16 protein-coding genes and 1 other RNA gene are annotated in these 18,295 nt (G+C 69.9%); 1 reads left to right on the top strand and 16 read right to left on the bottom strand.

The annotated features are described in order from the left end of the window. From fmt to Q0M60_RS01460, 15 genes are all read right to left on the bottom strand, one after another. On the bottom strand, positions 1–812 hold an 812-nt coding region (gene fmt / locus Q0M60_RS01530; protein WP_296815041.1), incomplete at its 3' end, for a methionyl-tRNA formyltransferase. A gap of 26 nt (positions 813–838) precedes the next feature. Beyond that, positions 839–1,045, bottom strand: coding sequence for a hypothetical protein (locus Q0M60_RS01525; protein WP_296815039.1), 207 nt, complete (start codon positions 1,043–1,045; stop codon positions 839–841). Then, positions 1,042–1,569, bottom strand: coding sequence for a peptide deformylase (gene def / locus Q0M60_RS01520; RefSeq protein ID WP_296815037.1), 528 nt, complete (start codon positions 1,567–1,569; stop codon positions 1,042–1,044). Before def ends, Q0M60_RS01525 begins: the two co-directional genes overlap by 4 nt. 62 nt (positions 1,570–1,631) lie before the next feature. Further along, positions 1,632–3,893, bottom strand: coding sequence for a DVUA0089 family protein (locus Q0M60_RS01515; RefSeq protein WP_296815035.1), 2,262 nt, complete (start codon positions 3,891–3,893; stop codon positions 1,632–1,634). Between the two features lie 82 nt (positions 3,894–3,975). Beyond that, positions 3,976–4,359, bottom strand: coding sequence for an acyl-CoA thioesterase (locus Q0M60_RS01510; protein WP_296815033.1), 384 nt, complete (start codon positions 4,357–4,359; stop codon positions 3,976–3,978). Between the two features lie 12 nt (positions 4,360–4,371). Beyond that, complete coding sequence (locus Q0M60_RS01505; RefSeq protein WP_296815032.1) at positions 4,372–4,728, bottom strand: DMT family protein; 357 nt, start codon at positions 4,726–4,728, stop codon at positions 4,372–4,374. After that, positions 4,725–6,005 carry a DNA recombination protein RmuC gene (locus tag Q0M60_RS01500; protein WP_296815044.1) on the bottom strand — a complete coding sequence of 427 codons (1,281 nt, stop codon included), beginning with the start codon at positions 6,003–6,005 and terminating at the stop codon, positions 4,725–4,727. The genes Q0M60_RS01505 and Q0M60_RS01500 overlap by 4 nt, the downstream gene beginning before the upstream one ends. A 71-nt stretch (positions 6,006–6,076) precedes the next feature. Next, a complete protein-coding gene (locus Q0M60_RS01495) occupies positions 6,077–7,765 on the bottom strand; it encodes a cytochrome c biogenesis protein DipZ (protein ID WP_296815030.1) in 1,689 nt (562 codons plus the stop codon). Next, on the bottom strand, positions 7,765–8,274 hold the full coding sequence (msrB, locus tag Q0M60_RS01490) for a peptide-methionine (R)-S-oxide reductase MsrB (protein WP_296815028.1): 510 nt from the start codon (positions 8,272–8,274) through the stop codon (positions 7,765–7,767). Before msrB ends, Q0M60_RS01495 begins: the two co-directional genes overlap by 1 nt. A 36-nt stretch (positions 8,275–8,310) precedes the next feature. Next, positions 8,311–8,913: a recombination mediator RecR gene (recR, locus tag Q0M60_RS01485; RefSeq protein ID WP_296815026.1), complete on the bottom strand. Its 603-nt coding sequence runs from the start codon at positions 8,911–8,913 to the stop codon at positions 8,311–8,313. Positions 8,914–8,979: 66 nt separating this feature from the next. After that, positions 8,980–9,570, bottom strand: a complete 591-nt coding sequence (locus tag Q0M60_RS01480; protein WP_296815023.1) for a hypothetical protein — start codon at positions 9,568–9,570, stop codon at positions 8,980–8,982. A gap of 1,584 nt (positions 9,571–11,154) precedes the next feature. Continuing rightward, complete coding sequence (locus Q0M60_RS01475) at positions 11,155–11,484, bottom strand: YbaB/EbfC family nucleoid-associated protein (protein WP_296815019.1); 330 nt, start codon at positions 11,482–11,484, stop codon at positions 11,155–11,157. A gap of 11 nt (positions 11,485–11,495) precedes the next feature. Then, positions 11,496–13,310 (bottom strand): DNA polymerase III subunit gamma/tau, encoded by a 1,815-nt coding sequence (locus tag Q0M60_RS01470; RefSeq protein WP_296815017.1) that lies wholly within the window; start codon positions 13,308–13,310, stop codon positions 11,496–11,498. 131 nt (positions 13,311–13,441) lie between these two features. Beyond that, positions 13,442–13,538, bottom strand: an RNA gene (gene ffs / locus Q0M60_RS01465) — signal recognition particle sRNA small type. A gap of 47 nt (positions 13,539–13,585) precedes the next feature. Continuing rightward, entirely contained in the window at positions 13,586–16,090 is a 2,505-nt protein-coding gene (locus tag Q0M60_RS01460; RefSeq protein ID WP_296815014.1) for an ATP-binding protein, read from the bottom strand. Between the two features lie 94 nt (positions 16,091–16,184). Here Q0M60_RS01460 and nudC point away from each other — a divergent pair, with 94 nt between their 5' ends. After that, positions 16,185–17,096 carry an NAD(+) diphosphatase gene (gene nudC / locus Q0M60_RS01455; protein WP_296815011.1) on the top strand — a complete coding sequence of 304 codons (912 nt, stop codon included), beginning with the start codon at positions 16,185–16,187 and terminating at the stop codon, positions 17,094–17,096. On the opposite strand, the gene Q0M60_RS01450 is transcribed toward nudC, so the two are convergent. Further along, on the bottom strand, positions 17,093–18,295 hold the full coding sequence (locus tag Q0M60_RS01450; RefSeq protein WP_296815009.1) for an acetyl-CoA C-acyltransferase: 1,203 nt from the start codon (positions 18,293–18,295) through the stop codon (positions 17,093–17,095). The genes nudC and Q0M60_RS01450 overlap by 4 nt on opposite strands.

The following is an 18,295-nucleotide window of genomic DNA, read 5'->3' as shown; positions in this document are numbered from 1 at the left end:
CACGCGATCTTCAGCCGGTCGTCGAGCGCCTCGCCGGGCTGGCCCGAGCCCTGGCTCAGGCGCGACATGAGCGCCTTCACGCGGATCGGTCCCTTGTCGCCCGGGACCTCTAACCAGGCGCCCGGGAAGGGCGAGAGCCCGCGGATGTGGCGGTCGACCTCGGCGGCGGGGCGGGTCCAGTCGATGCGGGCCTCGGCGGAGCTGATCTTGCGAGCGTAGGTCGGCTCGCCGGCTTGTTCCGTTTCGACGGCGCCGCCGCGTTCGAGCGCTGCCAGCGCCCGGGGAAGCAGGCCGGCGCCGACGTGGGAGAGGCGCTCGGTCAGGGTGGCGGCGGTGTCCTCGGCCGTGATCTCGACGGTCTGGCTGAGCAGGACCGGGCCTTCGTCGAGACCCTCGGACATGCGCATGACCTGGACGCCTGTGACGCGATCGCCGGCCATGATGGCGCGCTGGATCGGGGCCGCGCCGCGCCAGCGGGGCAGGAGGCTGGCGTGGACGTTGAAACAACCCAGCCGGGGAGCCTCCAGCACCTCCTTCAGCAGGATCTGGCCGTAGGCGACCACGACGGCCGCGTCGAGGTCGAGCGCCTGGAACGCGGCGATTTCGTCCGGGGCCTTCATGCTGACCGGCGTGCGGACCTCGAGGCCCATCCCTTCAGCGAACGCGTGGACCGGCGAGGGCGTGAGCACCATGCCCCGACCCCGCGGCTTGGGGGGCTGGGAATAGACAGCCGCGATCTCGTGGCCGGCGGCGATCAGCTCGGCCAGGGACGGCACGGCGAAGTCGGGGGTTCCCATGAAGGCGAGGCGCATGGCGCGGCTCTAGCCGTCGGCCGGCGTCAATACCAGCGGGTGTGGACCCCGCCGCCCTCGTCCCACTCGCCGCCCGTGTCGAGCGGATCGTCGAAGTTGAGCAGGCGGTCGATCAGCAGGCCGGCCACGACGCCGAGAAGGGCGACCCCCAAGACGGCGCCCAGGCCGATCGCGCCCGCCTTGTGGCCGCGGGACAGGCGGCGGCGTCCGCGAAGGGCGGGCGGGCGCCTCACGCGGCCTTGGCCCGCACGGTCTTCTTGACCTTGCTGATGGCCCGGTCGCGCCTCAGGCGCGACAGGTGGTCGATGAAGAGGACCCCTTCGAGGTGGTCCATCTCGTGCTGGATGCAGGTTGCGAACAGGCCGTCGCAGTCTTCCTCGACGGGCTTGCCGTTGTAGTCGAGGTAGCTGAGGCGCACGCGAGCGGGGCGTTCGACCTCGTCGAAATACTCCGGCACCGACAGGCAGCCTTCTTCGTAGACGGCCATCTCCTCGGAGCGCCAGGTGATCTCGGGGTTCACCAGATACCTGGGCTGGGGCTCCTCGCCCTCGCGGGCCAGGTCCATGACGATGACCCGCACTGGCTCGCCGATCTGCACCGCGGCCAGGCCGATGCCCGGGGCGTCGTACATCGTCGCCAGCATGTCATCCATGAGCGCGCGCAGACCATCATCCACGGCCTCTACCGGGCGGGAGACTTGCTTGAGCACTGCCATGTCGGCGGGCGTGTCGCAGGTGAGGATGCGGCGGATGGCCATGCCGTTCAGGTAAGAGGCGGCTGTGTCAGGGTCAAGGTGGCGGTGCGCCGCGCCCGGGCCGGTCAGTGATCGTGCGGACTTTCCATCTCGCCGTGCAATGGCGTGGATCCAGGCGCCAGAAAGTGCGGCGCCGGGACCCGATAGGCCACGGCGGAGGCGCCCCCTGGCGCCGAAGCGACCTCGATCTGATACTCCTCGCCGGCGCAGTCACCCGGACGGGCCGGTTCGTTGCCGTTGAACACCATCAGGCCCGCATAGTCATAGCCCGCCGTGTTGAAGACCCCGTCGCGGCCGAGAGGAACCACCTCGACCTGGCCCTCGCGCACACCGAGCCCGACCAGCTCGAAGCCTTCGCCGTCCCTCAGCGAGAACCTGTGCGGGCCTGCCAGGCGCAGCTGGAGGTAGGAAGCTCCGAGTTGCTCGATGGGCTCGCCGGTCGACCAGACGCCCTGCCGCTTGATCTGGCCGCCGGAGGCGACCGCCCAGTCGAAGCGAGGCGCCAGCGCATAGCCGCGCGCGAAGTTCTGGATGCGCCAGCGGCGAATGGCCTCAGGCGTCGTGGTTCCGACCTCGGCCAGGGTCCGGGTCATGACGTCCATTCCGTCGTAGAGGGCCGCGTTCTCCCACAGACGGACGACGATCCGCTGGCCGTGCGTGTCCGCGAGGGATTGCAGCAGCGTCCACTGGCCGTAGTCGTGACCTTCGGCGGACGTGGTCCAGCAAAGCTGGGGCGAGGCGAAATCCGTTTCGGAGTAGCGCGAGGCGTCCTCGTCGTCCCCGGCGGTGGCGATCTCAATCCACGAGGCCGTGGACTCGTAGAGCCAGTTCAGTTCCTCCTCGGAGGCGTAGCCGAACTGAACCACATGGCCGAACTCGTGAACGACCGTGGCGTGCATCAGCACCTCGGCGGTCTGGTCGCGCCCCTGGCTCAGGTCGTTGTCGATCACCAGGCGAGCGCGCGAGACGACGTTCTCGCGCACGTCCGGCGTGTTCGGGTTGTCGAACAGCATTTCGATGGGAGCCGCGAAGCCCATGGCGTCGCCGGCCTCGGCGATATAGGCGCGGTAGCGGCCGTCGGAGCCCACGATCGGCGCGGCCCAGCCCATCTCACCGATCTGGGTGGAATAGGCGCGCTGCAGCGTCTCGGCGGTTAGCCGGGCGAACTCCTCGGTCGTGGCGTCGTCGCCCTCGAGCGTGTAGCCCAGCCGGAAGTTCTCGGTTTCGATCACCCGCTCCGGCCCGCTTAGGATCACGCGGCCCTCGAAGACGGTGCGCAGGATGTCGACCACACTGGCGTCGACCATCGCCACCTCGAGCGAATAGCCGCCCAGCGTCGTCCCATAGCCGCTGACCTCGAGCGAATAATCGCCGTTCTGGGGCGCGGTATAGGCGATGGCCGAGTTCAGAGAGCCGTCACCCCGGTCGTCGTTGAGCGCCACGGTCAGGCCGTCGGGGCCGCGCAGCGTCAGGATCGGATCAAGGGCCTCATCGTCCGCATCGGCCAGGGCGAGCAGCGTCTGGCCGGCGGCGAGCTCGAAGCTGTAGGCGCGCTCCGGCTCCGCCTGCGTCAGCGCTCCGGCGGTCCGCTGGAAGGGCTCGCGCTCGATGGAGGCGAAGTCAAAGGGGATGTCGGCGTTCGGGTCGATGGCGGTCGACAGCAGGAGGTCGCCGGAGTCCTCGCCGCTGAAGGAGCTGACCACCAGGGTGTATGGACCGGCCGCCAAGGGGCGATAGGCGATCTGCGAGTTCAGGCTGCCGTCGCCGCGGTCGTCGTTCTCGGCCACGGACTGACCTGAGGCGTCCAGGAGCTCCAGGGTGGTGTCGAGCCCCTCGGTCAGGGCGAAGGTCGAGGCGACGAAGTTCTCCTCGGCGTTGAGGCTGACCGGCACGCGGATTTCGGTGCGGCCACGGGACAGGGAGACGACCTGCTCGTCCAGTTCCCGCGCTTCCCACGACAGGTCGAAGTCGACGCCGTCCTCCATCTCGAAGGTGAAGGCGCCGGTCGCTCCGCCGTAACCGCTGACCACCGCGCGGTAGCGGCCGGGGGTCTGGGCCGCATGGATGATGCGGGAGCTGAGATCGCCCGGCTCCACGTCGTCGTTCTGCGCGATCTCGCGGCCGTCGGGACCGTAGAGGGTCAGGATCGTGTCGACCTCGCCACCGGCGGTCAGGGTCACGATCTGGCCGGCGCGCAGGTCCAGATCGAACGAGGCGGTAGGCGCGCGGTCCGTCAGTTCCCCGAGGCGCGGGCCTGCCGTCTGGGCATGGCCCACCGAGCTCAGGGCAGTCAGGCCAAGAAGGAGGCAAGCGAAACGAGAGCGCATTCGAGAAACCCCTGACGAGAAGCTGTGCGGTTTGGGTATCACGGATTCGGGTGCGCGATAGCCGACTCAACCTGACGGCTTCTCAGCCCTCGGGCAGGACCCGCGGCCGCTTGTTCTCGTCGATCGCCACGAAGGTGAAGACGCCCTCGGTGACCTTGGTCGTCGCGGGATCGTCGCGGGTCTTCCTCCAGGCCTCGACGAAGACCCCGACCGACGTGCGGCCACGGCGCTGGACGCGGGCGTAGAGGCTGACCTCGTCGCCCACGAAGACCGGATTGTGGAAAACCATGCCGTCCACGGCGACGGTGACGCAGCGACCCTTGGCGGCCTCATAGGCGGCCGAGGCCGCGGCCTGGTCCATCCAGCTCAGCAGCCAGCCGCCGAAGATGTCGCCGTTGGGATTGGTGTCCGCGGGCATGGCGATGACGCGGATCTGGGGGGCGGTGGCGGGAGGGGTGTCGGTCATGCCGACCTCCCATCACGCCGGGCGCAGCTTGTCCAGAAAGACGAAGCCCACCGCGGCCACCAGGCACACCGCGGCTGCGACGTGGTTCCATTTCAGCCGCTCGCCCATGACCCAGACCATGAAGGCGCCGAAGACGATGAGGGTGATCGCCTCCTGCATGACCTTGAGCTGAGCCAGGTTCAGACCCGAGGCGTAGCCAATGCGGTTGGCCGGCACGGCGAACCAGTATTCGAAGAAGGCGATACCCCAGCTGGCCATGACCACGATCCACAAGGCCCGGTTCGGGAACTTGAGGTGCCCGTACCAGGCCAGCGTCATGAAGCTGTTGGAGACGGTCAGCAGCAGGGCCGTCAGCAGGGCGCCGCTCACTCGGCGGTTTCCGGCGCGGACTGGCGGGCGGCCTCGATCAGCTCAGGCCGGCTGAGCGCGCGCGGCGACGGCTCGATCGGCGGCAGCTCGGGCAGGTCCTTGCCCTCATGGTCGACGTGCAGGTCCTCGAAGCGGCGGGCCTGGACCATGACCTGGGTCTCGAGCGAGCCGACGAAGGAGTTGTAGCGGGTGACGGCGGCGTCCAGCGCCTTGCCGACCGAGGCGGCGTGGCCGCCCATAACGGACAGGCGCTTGTAGAGGTCCTTGCCGAGCTTCGCGACCTCGGCGGCGTTCTTGGCCTGCTCCTCGGCGCGCCAGCCGTAGGCGACTGCCTTGCACAGGGCGAACAGGGTCGTGGGTGTGGCGATCAGCACGCCGCAGTCCATGGCCGTGGTCATCAGCTCCGGCTCGTGGTCGAGCGCCGTGGCCAGGAAGGAGTCGCTGGGCACGAACATCACCACGAAGTCAGGGTTGGGCTTGAACTGGTCCTGATAGGCCTTGGACGACAGCTCTCGCACATGGGACTTCATGCTGGTCGCCACGCGGCGGGCCACGGCCTGGGCCTGTTCGGCCTCGTCCCCGCCGTCGTCCTCGGCGAAGTGAGGCGAGGCCTTGGCATCGATCACGAACAGGCCGCCGCCCGACAGGCGCACGATGAAGTCGGGGCGGCGCTGGCGGCCCTGCTCGTCGGCCGACGAGACCTGTTCCTGGAAGTCGTAGCGTCCGGCGAGGCCCGCCATCTCCAGCACGTTCTTGCAGGTCTGCTCGCCCCAGCGGCCGCGCCGGCCGGTGTTGCCGCGCAGGGCCTCGGTCAGCTTGCGGGCTTCGTCGCGGGTGGCGGTGGAGGCCTGCATCAGAAGGCCGAGCTGTTCCTTCAGGCCGCCGGTCTCCTCGGCGCGGGCCTTTTCGAGGGCCTGAACCTGGGCCTCGAACTTGGTGAGGGTTTCGGCGACCGGCTTGAGCTGGGCCTGGAGCTGTTCGGTGGCGCGCTCGTCGCGCTGGCGGAAGTTGAGCTCGGCGCGCTGCATGAGGTCGTGGGCGGCCTTCTCCAGCGCCTCGGCCGAGAGCGCCTTGAATGTGGTGCCGACCTGCTCCTGGGTCTGACGGGCAGCCTCGGCGTTGGCCTCGGCGCGAATGGCGCGGTCGTGGGCCTCGCGGGCTTGGGCGATCAGGTCCTCGGCGCGCCTGCGCTCCCGCGCGGCCTGCAACAGGCCGAAGCCCCCGGCCACGAGGCCCAGCAGCGCCAAGAGCGCCAGCACAATCGTCAATCCGTCCATCATCCTGCCCTTAAGCAGAGTCCCGCCGTCCGCCAAACTGGCGGGGCGCTACGCCAGGAGCGGTCGCAGGCTCAGCCGAAGGTGAAGGCGTAGGCGGCGACGCCGCCGTCCTCGAACTCGATGCGGAAGACGCCCTCGCCCACATCCGGCAGGCGGATCAGCTGGTAGAGGCGGTCCGTCTCGACCACGCCATAGCCATCGGCCGAGATGTCGGCGCCGGCCGCCGCGCCCGGCGCCTCGCCGTCGAGGGTGACGCGGAAGCGGATGGTCCGGCCGGGCTGGGTCGGCGCCAGCACCAGGTGCACGTCGCGGCCACGGAAGCGGTAGGTGATGGCGCCCGGGCCCTCCTCCAGCACCGCGCGCTCGTCCTGCCGGTCCCAGGCGCCCGTGAGGGCCCACTGGTCAGGCCCGAGGGCGTCGGGCGAGGTCACCAGATTGCGGCCGCGCTCCAGGCCCAGATAGGTTTCGGGCGAGCGGGGCCGACCGCTGGAGGCGGCCATGGCGCCCTCGGCGGCGGGGCCTTCGCCTGCGGGGGGCAGGTCGGTCGCGCCGGCCTCCATCAGCAGGGTGCGGATGATCTGCTCGGAGCGGGCGTATTCCCCCTCGCCGAAGCGGACGTGGCGCAGGTGTCCGCGGGCGTCGATGAAATAATGGGCCGGCCAGTAGCGGTTGGCGTAGGCGCGCCAGACGCGGAAATCGTTGTCGAGCGCTACCGGATAGTCGATTCCGAGCTCCTCGACCGCGCGGCGGACGTTGCCGGGACTGCGCTCGAAGGCGAACTCCGGGGCGTGCATGCCGATGACCACCAGGCCGTGGTCGAGGTACCGCTCCTGCCAGTCGATGACGTGCGGCAGGGTCCTGAGGCAGTTGATGCAGGAGTATGTCCAGAAGTCGACCAGCACGACCTTGCCGCGCAGGTCCTGAAGGCTCAGCGGGCCGCCCTGCAGCCATTGAGTCGCGCCGGTGATCTCGGGCGCTGGGCCGAAGTCACGGAAGTCGTCGGCGGGCTGTTCCGGAACCCGGTCCTCCATGCCGCCCATGCCCAGCAGGCTCTGCTCGAAGCGCTCGGTGGAGGCGGCGGACAGGCGGGCGAGCACGCCCCGGTCGAGGCCGAGCGCGATGGCCGCAACCCCGACCAGCACGAGGGCGCCGAGGGTCCGGCGCACGATCCGCTCGTGTTTCAGATAACCCTTCATGGCCTTGAGCGCCTGGCCGCCTAGCAACAGAGCGGCGGCCATGGAGGTGGCGGCGCCCAGCGCATAGGCGAACAGCAGGCCGGTGGTGGAGGCCGAGGCGCCGTTCAGGGCCGCGCCCGTCAGGATCAGGCCGAGGATCGGACCCGCGCACGGCGCCCAGAGCAGGCCGGTGGCGAGGCCCAGCAGGAGCGAACCGCCGACCTCCCCGGCCGGGCCGGACCGGCCGCCGACCCCGACCCGCTCGGTCAGGCGCGCGCCGAGCGCCGCCACCGGCGCCATGGCCCGGTCGCCGAGGCCCGGGAACAGCATCATCAGGCCGAAGGCGCCGAGAAGCACGATGGCGATCCAGCGGCCGATCTCATTGGCCTGGACCGCCCAGGCCCCGCCGACCGCCGCCAGACTGGCCACGGCGGCGAACATCAGGGCCAGGCCCAGCAGCATGGGCAGGACGCTGGTCACGAAGGGCCGGCCGGCGCGCGCGAAAACGAAGGGCAGGACCGGCAGGATGCAGGGGCTGAGGATGGTCAGCACTCCACCCAGCCAGGCGATCAGGAAGAGGGTCATCAGGCAGGCCGGAAGGTGAGAGCGACGCCGTTGTTGCAGTACCTCAGGCCCGTCGGCCGGGGGCCGTCATTGAAGACGTGGCCCTGGTGCCCGAGGCAGCGGGCGCAGTGGTACTCGGTCCGGGGAATCCCCAGGGCGTAGTCGGTCTGGGTCCCGATGTGGGCCTCATTGACCCGGAAGAAGCTGGGCCAGCCGGTGCCCGAGTCGAACTTCCACTCCGAGCGGAACAGCTCCAGCTCGCAGCCGCGGCAGTGGAAGGTCCCGCGCCGGTGCTCGTCGTCGAGCGGGCTGGTCCCGGCCCGCTCGGTCGCCTCGTGCCGGAGCACCCGATAGGCCAAGGGCGGCAGGCGCTCCCGCCACTCGGCGTCGGTGATGCGGCGAAAGGGTGAGCCCGCGAAGCGGTCGGGCCGGCCTTGCGCCTCGGCTCCGCCGCCTGTGCAGGCCGCGGTGAAGAGCGAGACGGCGCCGAGCAGGAGGCCACGCCGATGGGTCAGGGCGATGTCGGTCATGCCCCAATATACGCTACCCGCCGCGCGGCGGACGCGTCAGGCCGGTCGGCGCGCCCGAAGCGCCTGGGCGATCGTCCCGTCGTCCAGCCAGTCGAGCTCACCGCCCACGGGTACGCCGCGCGCGAGCGAGGTCACGGCCACGCCCGAGGGCGCCAGGCGCTCGGCCAGGTAGTGGGCGGTGGTCTGGCCGTCGACGGTGGCGGGGAGCGCGAGGATGACCTCGCTGACTCCGCCCGCGCTTGCCCGCTCCAGCAGCTCGCCCGTGCGGATGGCGTCGGGGCCGACGCCGTCGAGCGCGGACAGCAGGCCGCCCAGCACGTGGTACCGCCCCCGAAAGGCCCCGACCCGCTCCATGGCCCACAGGGCGCCGGCCTCCTCGACCACGCAGATCAGGGAGGCGTCACGGCTGGCGTCCGAGCAGATCGAGCAGGGGTCGCGCGTGTCCGGCGCCGAGCAGACCGAGCAGGGCCGCACCTTGGCCGCCGTCTCGGCCAACGACTGGGCCAGCGGCTCCATCAGCTGCTCGCGCTTCTTCAGCAGGGCGAGCGTGGCCCGCCGCGCCGAACGCGGCCCCATGCCGGGCAGCTTGGCCAGCAGGCCGATCAGGCGTTCGATCTCGGGTCCGGCGGAGGAGGCCATGGGCGGGGCTTAGCACGGGTCGCGGTCAGGGACAGCGACACAGCGACAGAGCGACATCGCGACACCTCAGGCCGCCTCCCCCTCGTCCGCCTCGGGCTCCATGGAGGCGCGGAGTTGCTCGGCGTACATGGCGCGCATGTAGTCGGCGGAGTTGAAGGCGCGGGCGGTGTCGGAGACGCCCGGCGCGACCTTGTCGAGGACCGACACCAGCCGGGCCCAGGCCAGGGCCTCGGTCGGGCGGCCGCGCACGGCGGCCTCGGCCGAGCGGCGGAAGGCGAAGCGGATGTAGCGCATCGGCGCCGGGTCGAGCAGCAGTTCGCCGACCTCGTATTCGGTGGCGGCGATGAACAGGCCGAGCGGGCTGTCGGGTTCGAACTCGGCCTGCTCCATGCGACCCTGGTCGCCGGCGAGCTGCGCCACGCGCTTCTGGTCGACGCCGCGCCAGCCCTCGCGCGCTGCGCGGCGCTGGAGCGTGCGGTAGGAGACGCCGAGTCGGGCGGCCACCAGCCCGGCGGACTCGCCGGCGAGATAGTCGGCGCGGGCGTCGGGCCAGTCGTACAGCGGCGCCGACGGCGGACGGCGGTCGTCCAGCGGGTCGTGGTCCTCGTCGAGATCGGCGGGGGATGGGGCGGAGGCGTGGGGGTGCGGGTTTTCCATCCCCGCAGGATAGGGGCGTGCGGGAGGGCGGGGGTTCAGGGGAGCGTCTGAAGCGGCGTCGCCTTGCGTCACAGGCGGTTCAGGCTCGTGCGATAGGGGAGTTTAGGCGGCGTCGGGGCGCCCGAAAGCGGACGTTTCGAATATCTGCTATGGGTGGAAAGCGGACCTTGCTGGGGCACGGCAACCGATGCAGGTTAGCCTTTGACCGGCACTGGTGATTTCGCAGAATGTTCCGAGGCATCGTCGCCACTCTGCTGCTCTGCCTGGCGGGATGCGCACACGCTGTAGACTGTCAGGGATCGACGCCAGCGGAACGCCGTGCGGCGCTGGAGGCATTCCTCACGGAGCGCTCTGAACTGGGGGCGGTCCTGGGGGATGGGGATCGCGAGGTCGCCATTCGTGACCTATTGGGCGCAAGCGGATTTGATTTGCGTGAGAGTGCGCACGTTGTGGAGGGGGGTGGTGGGACCGTGTTTGAAGCACCCAGCGCCCCCGGCATCAACTTCATGGTCACCGACCGAACGGACTGCGGACACGATATTTCCTGGCGGATAGCTACCGGGTAAATGTCGCCCATCCAATGTCAGCTATGGGTGGAAAGCGGACCTAAGCAAGCTCCGTCGCTGCGACCCCCTCACAGAGGGCGAGGAAGTCGCAGCCATACGATGGAACTACGGATACTAGCTTCAGGCTGCCTCGCGCCACCCGGTCCATCATCTCCTCCACCACGGACCGATGTTTGTCGTGATACTCTGAGGCCGCGCCCGCGTCAGGCGCAGGGAGGAGTGCCTCGATCCACTGTCGCTGGGGTCGCGAACCGCAAACGACCTCTAAGTGGGAAACGATATTTCCTTCTCGGAAGCCATCAGCCTTCAACGCGACCACCCCAGACAACTCAATCCGCCAGTGTGCGCCATCGCTGCGGCGGATCGAAATGGTCCCTGTGCGCTCGGCTACCGCCAGCCCGGTCAATAGGCCATCATGGAATGTCGGGAGCATGAGCCTTCACTATCAGATCGGCCAAAGGCTACTAGGGCTGACCCGCTGTCCGCTTTGGGTGGAAAGCGGACGGTCGGCGGCCATAGGCGAGTAGCCAAACTGTCAGGCCAGTGAGTAAGCCCGCCGCCCCATACATTGCCGCGTCTTTCCAAGGAAATGCGTCGCCCGGAGCGAGCAACAGCACTGCGACTACGCCAGTCGCGGCACCAATAAGCGCAGCAACCCAGGCCCACACGAAGCGGAGTCTGTGAAGCGCGGCCCAAACAAGCAGTGCAGATAGAACGAATGGAGAGCCAAACAGAGGCATGATCAAAGCCGCTACCAGGAACGTGGACATCACAAACCCTGCACCGACTTCGACATTGCCCGGGTTCAGCGCCGCGGGATCAAACACTGCCGATATTAGGAACAGGAAAAGGCCCGGGCACAGAAATGCGGCGGCCACCGCCAGCGGCAGGCGCGACTTTTGATCGAGTGGGCGCATCCGTCCGACCTTCGGCAGGCTAGTCCGTGACCTGACTAGCCTATGGGACCGGTGAATGTCCGCAATGGGTCGAAAGCGGACATTGGCCCATCCGCCTCCCCCTAGAACAGCTTCGGCATGCCCGGGATGTTCATGCCGGCCATCGGGCCGGCGGCTTCGCGCATGAGTTCAGCGTTGACGGCGTCGAGCTTGCGCTTGGCGTCGGCGTGGGCGGCGACGATGAGGTCGGCGAGGATCTCGCCTTCGCCGGGGGTCAGCAGGCTGTCGTCGATGGTGAGCGCCGTGATCTCGCCGGGGCCCTTGAGGGTGAGGCGGACCATGCCGCCGCCAGAGGTGCCCTCGGCGGTGCTCTCGGCCATCTTCTCCTGAGCCCGCTGCAGGTTGGCCTGCATCTCCTGGGCCTGCTTCATCAGGGCGTTGAGGTCTTTCATCGTGTCACTCTCTACTCCTCTTCGGCCGCGTCGACGTCGCCGAGCACGGGGGATTCGACCGGGGCCACGTCGAGGCGGCGGACCTGGCCGAGCTCGGCGCCCGGGAAGGTCTCCATCACCGCCCGCACGAAGGGATCGGCCTCGATGGCGGCGCGCTCCTCGGCCAGGCGGCGCTTCTGCTGCTCATACAGGCTCTCGCCGCCCCCGCCGCCTTCGGTGGCCACCAGCCAGGGCCGACCGGTCCATTCGCGCAGCTTGCCCGACAGGCGCCGCGTCAGGTCGGACGGGCATTCCGGCGTCGGTTCGAAGGTGATGCGGCCGGGCTGGAAGGAGACCAGCTTCACATAGCGCTGGACGTCCATGAGCAGCTTCACGTCGCGCCGGGATTCGATCAGGGCGACGGTCTCCTCGAAGGTCTGGGGGACGGTCTGGGCCTCGGGGCGGGCCTGGGGCGCGGCGACGGCCACGGCCCCTCCCCCGCCGCCGGCGGCCGCGCGGCTACCGCCGCCGGGGCCAGAGGGGGCGGTCGGGCTCTCGCCGGACTGGAGGCGGCGGACCATCTCCTCGGGCGGCGGCAGTTCGGACGCATAGGCCAGGCGCAGGATGGCCATCTCGGCCGCGGCGGCCGGATCGGGCGCGCGGCGGACCTCCTCGTGGGCCTTGAGCAGCAGCTGCCAGACGCGGGCCAGGGTGCCGGCCGACAGGTTGGTCCCGAGCGCGGCCATGCGCTGGGCCTGGTCGTTGGGCAGGCGGGTGACGGCGGGGCCCAGCGTCTTGGCGACCGAGGCCATGTGGCAGTGCTCGAGCAGGTCGTCGATGACCTGCTCCGGGTCCGCGCCATAGCCGAACAGCGCGCGGAACAGGTCCAGTGATTCCGCGACGCGGGCGCTCATGATCAGTTCGAACAGGGCGATGGTCTGGGCCCGGTCGGCCAGGCCCAGCATGTCGCGGACCGTCTCGGCCTTCACCGTCTGGCCGGCCTCGGCCTGGACCAGGGCCTGGTCAAGCAGGGAGAGGCTGTCGCGGACGGAGCCTTCGGCGGCGCGGGCGATGAGGTTCAGGGCCTCGGTCTCGACCAGGCAGCCTTCCTTCGAGGCCACCTTCTCCAGGTGCCGGGTCAGTTCGTCGACCTCGACGCGGCGCAGGTCGAAGCGCTGGCAGCGGGACAGGATGGTGACCGGGACCTTGCGGATCTCGGTGGTGGCGAAGATGAACTTCGCGTGGGGCGGCGGCTCCTCCAGCGTCTTCAGGAGCGCATTGAACGCGCCCTTGGACAGCATGTGGACCTCGTCGATGACATAGACCTTGTAGCGGGCCTCGACCGGCGCGTAGCGGACCGAGTCCAGCAGGTCGCGCATGTCGTCCACGCCGGTGCGGCTGGCGGCGTCGAGTTCCAGCACGTCCATGTGCCGGCCCTCGATGATGGCCGAGCAGTGCCGGCCGTCGACGGTCAGGTCGACGCTGGGACGGTCGGCGGTGTCGGTCTCGTAGTTCAGGGCGCGTGCCAGCAGCCGCGCCGTCGTCGTCTTGCCGACGCCGCGGACGCCCGTCAGCATGAAGGCGTGGGCGATGCGGCCGGTGGAGAAGGCGTTGGTCAGGGTCCTGACCATGGCCTCCTGGCCGATCAGATCCTCGAAGGTGCGCGGCCGGTACTTGCGGGCCAGGACCGTGTAGGCCGGGCTGTCGACGGCCATGCCGGACGGCGGCGGCGGGACGGGCTCGGGGTCCGGCGCGGGCGCCGGCGCGCCGAACATGTCGTCGGTGTTCTCGTCGCGCTCGGGCGCGAGGTCGTCCTCGAGTTCGGAATCGGGGTCGGCCGGGGTCATCGATCTCTTCTAACGTCATCCCGGAAGCCGCGCGAGCGGCTATCCGGGACCTGAACGCCCTCGACGCCGAGCCTGGGCCCCGGCTCTGCGCGCTGCGCGCTCCGGTCGCGGTGACGAACTGGATATTTAGGGAAGGTGGAGACGGCGCGACCCGAAGGGGAACTCGTTGTGGCTGCTGCCTTCCGGCCCTGACCAGGTTGGCGAGGCCTCCGCCCGCGCCGCTCCGGGGCGGTATATCGTCTCACAGACGCCGGAAGGCAAGCGGCGCCGGCCCGCTAGGCCGCCAGCTGCGCCTTGGGCTCGACCGCGGCCGTGATCGCGCCGAGCAGGCTCGACAGGGTGATCGGCTTGGCGAGGTGGCCGTCGGCGCCGGCGCGGCGGCCGGCCTCGACGTGCTCGGCCAAGGCGTTGGCGGTCAGCATCAGGACGGGGGTGCGGGTCAGGCCTGAGGCCTGTTCGTGCTCGCGGATGGCGCGGGTGGCGGCCAGGCCGTCCATGACTGGCATCTGCATGTCCATCAGCACCAGGTCGAAGCCGCCCTCGACGAAGGCGTCCAGCGCCTCCTGGCCGTTGGTGACGGGGACCAGCTCGGCGGCCATCCCCGACAGCATGACCTCGATGACCTTGCGATTGGCCGGATGATCGTCGGCCAGCAGGATCCGCATCGGGGTCGACGTGTCGCAGTCGGCGCACTCGGCCTGGATGGCGGGCGCCGGCTCGGCCTCGTCGCTGGCCGGGAGTTCCAGGTCGAACCAGAAGCGCGAGCCCTCGCCCGGCGTGCTGTCGCAGTCGAGCTCGCCGCCCATGAGCGCGGTCAGGTCGCGGGAAATCGCGAGACCCAGCCCGGTGCCGCCGAAACGGCGCGTGATCGAACCGTCAGCCTGCTGGAAGCGGCCGAAGATGCGGGCCTTCTGCTCGGCGTCGAAGCCCACGCCCGTGTCGGCCACGGAGAAGCGGACGCGGTCGCCGTGCGGCTCGACACTGACCGTCACCGAGCCCTCGGCGGTGAACTTGAGGGCGTTGGACACCAGGTTGGCCAGCACCTGGCGGATACGCACGCCGTCGCCGAGCACCCGGCGGTCAAGCGACGGGTTGATGGAGACCACGAGAGCGACCGCCTTCTCCTCGGCGGCAGGCCGATAGAGCGAGGCGACCTCACGCGCGGCGTCGCCCAGGTTGAAGGGGGCGGGCTCGATGGCGACCTGGCCCGCCTCGATCTTGGCGCTGTCGAGGATGTCCGAGAGCAGCCGCTCTAGGGTCACGCCCGAGGCCCGTACGACCTCGACCATCTCGCGCTCGCGTGGCGGCAGGTCGGAGCGGGTGAGCGCGTCAGCCATGGCGACGACACCGTTCAGCGGCGTGCGGATCTCGTGGCTCATGTTGGCCAGGAACTCGCTCTTGGCGCGGTTAGCGCTTTCGGCGCGGCGGCGGGCCTCCTTGAGGTGCCGCCCGGTGCGCAGCTGCCAGGCGAGCGCGCAGGCGACGGAGACGAGGAAGACGGCGGCGGCGGCCACGATCCAGCGTTGGCTTGAGATCACCTCCTGCTGGAGGGCGGCGTTCGAGCGTTCGGTCTCGAGTTGGTGGCGGCGCTCGGACAGCTGGGCCTGCATGTCGCCGGTCACCTGGCTGATTCCGGCCGAGAAGCGCTGGGCGGCATGGACCGAGGCGTGCCGGTGATAGTCGCGCAGGACCGCGAAGGCCTCGCCCGACCGGCCCCTGGCGAACAGCAGCTCGGCCTCGACCAGCGGAATGACCGTCAGGCCCTCTTCGCGGAACTCGCCGGCCGCGCGGAGACGCTGGATGCGGTCGAGGTCGCGTTGGGCGTCGGCCACGCGGCCGAGGCGAGCATAGGCCAGGGCGCGCTTGGGCAGCATGTGCGAAGCCAGGAACGAGGCCGCGCCGAGGTCCTCGCCGTAGGGCTGGAGGCAGCGCAGGACCATGCGCCAGTTCTGCTGGCCCTCGGCCACCATGGCGCAGAGGTTGGCGTCATAGACCGAGAGGCTCTCGAGCGCGGCCCTCTCGGTGAGGCGATGGTGGGACTCGTACAGGCGCTCGGCCATGGCGAAGTCGCCGACCTGAACGGCCAGCCGGGTCAGGTTGTAGAGGCTGTCGAAGTCGGGGCGCGGATAGTCCGGATGCGAATAGTCGAGCTCGAACCGGCCGAAGGCCTGGGTCGCGCCCACGAAATCGTTCAGCTTCATCAGGCCGATCCCGGCCATCTCCCACAGGCCCGCATGCGCCATGGGGGCATAGGGATCGTTCTCGGGGATCTCGGCGTCCATGTCGGTGAGGAGGTTCAGTCCCTCGCCGATGCGGTCCTCGTCCATCCAGGCGATGGCGATCAGGCGCGTCGCGTGCGCTTTCACGAACCAGTCGTCCGTCGTCTCAGCGATGCGGGACATGCCCCGGATGGCCGTGGCGTCGCCCTGGTCGTAGCGGATGGTCAGGGCGTTCAGACGCGCGATCATCTGGTAGCGCTCGTCGCCGAGCTGGCGGGCGCGCCGGGCCAGTTGCCGGTTCCATTCGCCGGCTCGCTCGAACTCGCCCTGGTTCAGGATGATCCAGGTGACGTGGTAGATGCGGTTCAGGCCCTCGCGGTCGCTGCGACGGAGCGCGGCTTGGCCGAAGGCCTCCAGCTCACCAAAGTCGGTGGCGCCGGCGCGCCGCTCCACGGCGACGGCCAGATCGAGCGGCGAGCGCGTCGTGGACGCCGCGGCGGGGCCCAGACTCGCGAACAAAACGATGAGCGCGAGCGCCCAGGCGAATGCGTGCTTGAACATCCAGACTCCGTCCCCCGCAGTCTTGTCGCACAGGAGTCTTGAACAAGACTTAGCAGCGCTCGCGGGCCGGCGCGTGAGCGGCTAGAGAGCACTCATGCCCTTGTCCGCCCATGTGAACACCTTCGCCGGCAGCCCTCTGGATCGCGCCGCGGACCGGCGCGAGGACCCCGCCTGGCTGGAGGTCCAGCTGGAGCGCGACGATGGGTCGGCGCTCGTGCTCTGGGAGGGCCGGGTCCTGACGGAGCAGGGGCCGGACGGGCCGCGTCTGGCCTGGCTGTCGCCGGCCATGGCCCGCGACGCCGTCGGCGACGACTGGGTGTTCCTGGGTCTGTGGAAAGGGGCGCCGGTGTTCGCCGTCTCGTTCGAGAACGAGGCGGATCCGACGCTGGGGCCTCTGCAAGGCCTGGGCGCCTTTCTGGACATGCGCTCGGCCGCGGCCGCCCTGCCCGGCTTCGAGACGGCCATGGCGGGATGCGGCAAGAGCCTGTTCGACTGGCGGCGGCGGCACAGCTTCTGCGCCCACTGCGGCCAGCGCTCACGCTCGACGAGCGGCGGCTGGAAGCGGGTATGCGACGCCTGTTTGACCGAGCATTTCCCGCGCGTCGATCCGGTCGTGATCATGCTGGCGACGCACGAAGGCCGCTGCCTGATGGGGCGGCAGGCCGCCTGGCCCAAGGGCTCGATGTCCGCACTGGCGGGCTTCCTGGAGCCGGGCGAGTCGATCGAGGAGGCCTGCGCGCGCGAGCTCAAGGAAGAGGCCGGCCTGACCGCGACGGCGGTCACCTACCACTCCAGCCAGCCCTGGCCGTTTCCCTCCAGCCTGATGATCGGCCTGTTCGCCGAGGTCGAGGACGACCAGGCCGCGCCCGACCAGACGGAGCTGGAAGAGGTGCGCTGGTTCACGCGCGAGGAAATCCGCGCGGTGCTGGCGGGCACGCATCCTGAAATCCGCGCGCCGAACCCCTACGCCATAGCCCGCAGCCTACTGGAGGCGTGGGTCGCCTAGTAGATTTCGAAAAGGCCGGCGGCCCCCATGCCGCCGCCGACGCACATGGTGACGACGGCGTATTTCGCCCCGCGCCGCTTGCCCTCGATCAGGGCGTGGCCGGTGAGGCGGGCGCCGGACATGCCGTAGGGGTGGCCGATGGAGATGGCGCCGCCGGAGACGTTGAGGCGGTCGTTGGGGATGCCCAGCCGGTCGCGGCAGTAGATGACCTGGACGGCGAAAGCCTCGTTCAGCTCCCAGATTCCGATGTCGTCGACGGTCAGGCCGTGGCGCTCCAGCAGGCGGGGTACGGCGAAGACCGGTCCGATACCCATCTCGTCGGGCTCGCAGCCCGCCACCGCCATGCCGCGATAGGCCCCGAGCGGCGTCAGTCCGCGGCGTTCGGCGTCCTTCGCCTCCATCAGGACGCTGGCTGAAGCGCCGTCCGACAGCTGGGACGCGTTGCCGGCGGTGATGTAGGCGCCCTGCTGGATCTGCTGGCCGGAGCCGAAGACCGGCTTCAGGGACTGCAGGCCCTCCAGCGTGGTGTCCGGGCGGTTGCCCTCGTCCTTCGACAGGGTGACCTCGCGCGGCGAGGCCTCGCCGGTGGCCTTGTCGACCACCTGCATGGTGGTGGTCATGGGCGCGATTTCGGCGTCGAGACGGCCCTCGGCCTGGGCCTGCGCCGTGCGTTGCTGCGACTCGAAGGCGTATTCGTCCTGGGCGTCGCGGCTGATCCCGTAACGGGCGGCGACGACCTCGGCGGTCTCCAGCATCGGCATGTAGATGGCCGGGACCATGCGTACGAGCTCGGCGTCCTCGCGGCGGTAGAGGTTCATGTGCTGGTTCTGGACCAGCGAGATGGACTCCAGCCCGCCGCCGACGGTGACGGCCATGCCGTCGTGGACGACCTGCTTGGCGGCGGTGGCGATGGCCATCAGGCCCGAGGCGCACTGGCGGTCCAGGCTCATGCCCGCGACCGTGACCGGCAGGCCGGCGCGCAGAGCCGCCTGGCGCGCGATGTTGGTCGAGGTCGAGCCCTGCTGGAGGGCGGCGCCCATGACCACGTCCTCGATCTCGCCCGGATCGACCCCGGCGCGCTCGACCGCGTGCTTGATCGCATGAGCGCCCAGCGCCTGGGCCTGGGTGTCGTTGAAGGCGCCGCGATAGGCCTTGCCGATCGGGGTGCGGGCGGTCGCGACGATGACGGCTTCACGCAT

The organism is Brevundimonas sp., from assembly GCF_024711105.1.
Classification (GTDB): Bacteria; Pseudomonadota; Alphaproteobacteria; order Caulobacterales; family Caulobacteraceae; genus Brevundimonas.
The sequence above is the reverse complement of the archived record's forward strand: the minus strand, read 5'-3'. Positions and strand labels throughout refer to the sequence as shown.

Bases quoted from the DNA above. Each gene is read 5' to 3' on its own strand.
- Q0M60_RS01450 (WP_296815009.1), bottom strand. From the start codon at position 18,295: ATGCGTGAAGCCGTCATCGTCGCGACCGCCCGCACCCCGATCGGCAAG.
- recR (WP_296815026.1), bottom strand. From the start codon at position 8,913: ATGGCCTCCTCCGCCGGACCCGAGATCGAACGCCTGATCGGCCTGCTG.
- msrB (WP_296815028.1), bottom strand. From the start codon at position 8,274: ATGACCGACATCGCCCTGACCCATCGGCGTGGCCTCCTGCTCGGCGCC.
- Q0M60_RS01500 (WP_296815044.1), bottom strand. From the start codon at position 6,005: ATGGACGGATTGACGATTGTGCTGGCGCTCTTGGCGCTGCTGGGCCTC.
- Q0M60_RS01480 (WP_296815023.1), bottom strand. From the start codon at position 9,570: ATGGAAAACCCGCACCCCCACGCCTCCGCCCCATCCCCCGCCGATCTC.
- Q0M60_RS01515 (WP_296815035.1), bottom strand. From the start codon at position 3,893: ATGCGCTCTCGTTTCGCTTGCCTCCTTCTTGGCCTGACTGCCCTGAGC.
- Q0M60_RS01510 (WP_296815033.1), bottom strand. From the start codon at position 4,359: ATGACCGACACCCCTCCCGCCACCGCCCCCCAGATCCGCGTCATCGCC.
- Q0M60_RS01475 (WP_296815019.1), bottom strand. From the start codon at position 11,484: ATGAAAGACCTCAACGCCCTGATGAAGCAGGCCCAGGAGATGCAGGCC.
- nudC (WP_296815011.1), top strand. From the start codon at position 16,185: ATGCCCTTGTCCGCCCATGTGAACACCTTCGCCGGCAGCCCTCTGGAT.
- Q0M60_RS01495 (WP_296815030.1), bottom strand. From the start codon at position 7,765: ATGACCCTCTTCCTGATCGCCTGGCTGGGTGGAGTGCTGACCATCCTC.
- Q0M60_RS01470 (WP_296815017.1), bottom strand. From the start codon at position 13,310: ATGACCCCGGCCGACCCCGATTCCGAACTCGAGGACGACCTCGCGCCC.
- Q0M60_RS01460 (WP_296815014.1), bottom strand. From the start codon at position 16,090: ATGTTCAAGCACGCATTCGCCTGGGCGCTCGCGCTCATCGTTTTGTTC.
- def (WP_296815037.1), bottom strand. From the start codon at position 1,569: ATGGCCATCCGCCGCATCCTCACCTGCGACACGCCCGCCGACATGGCA.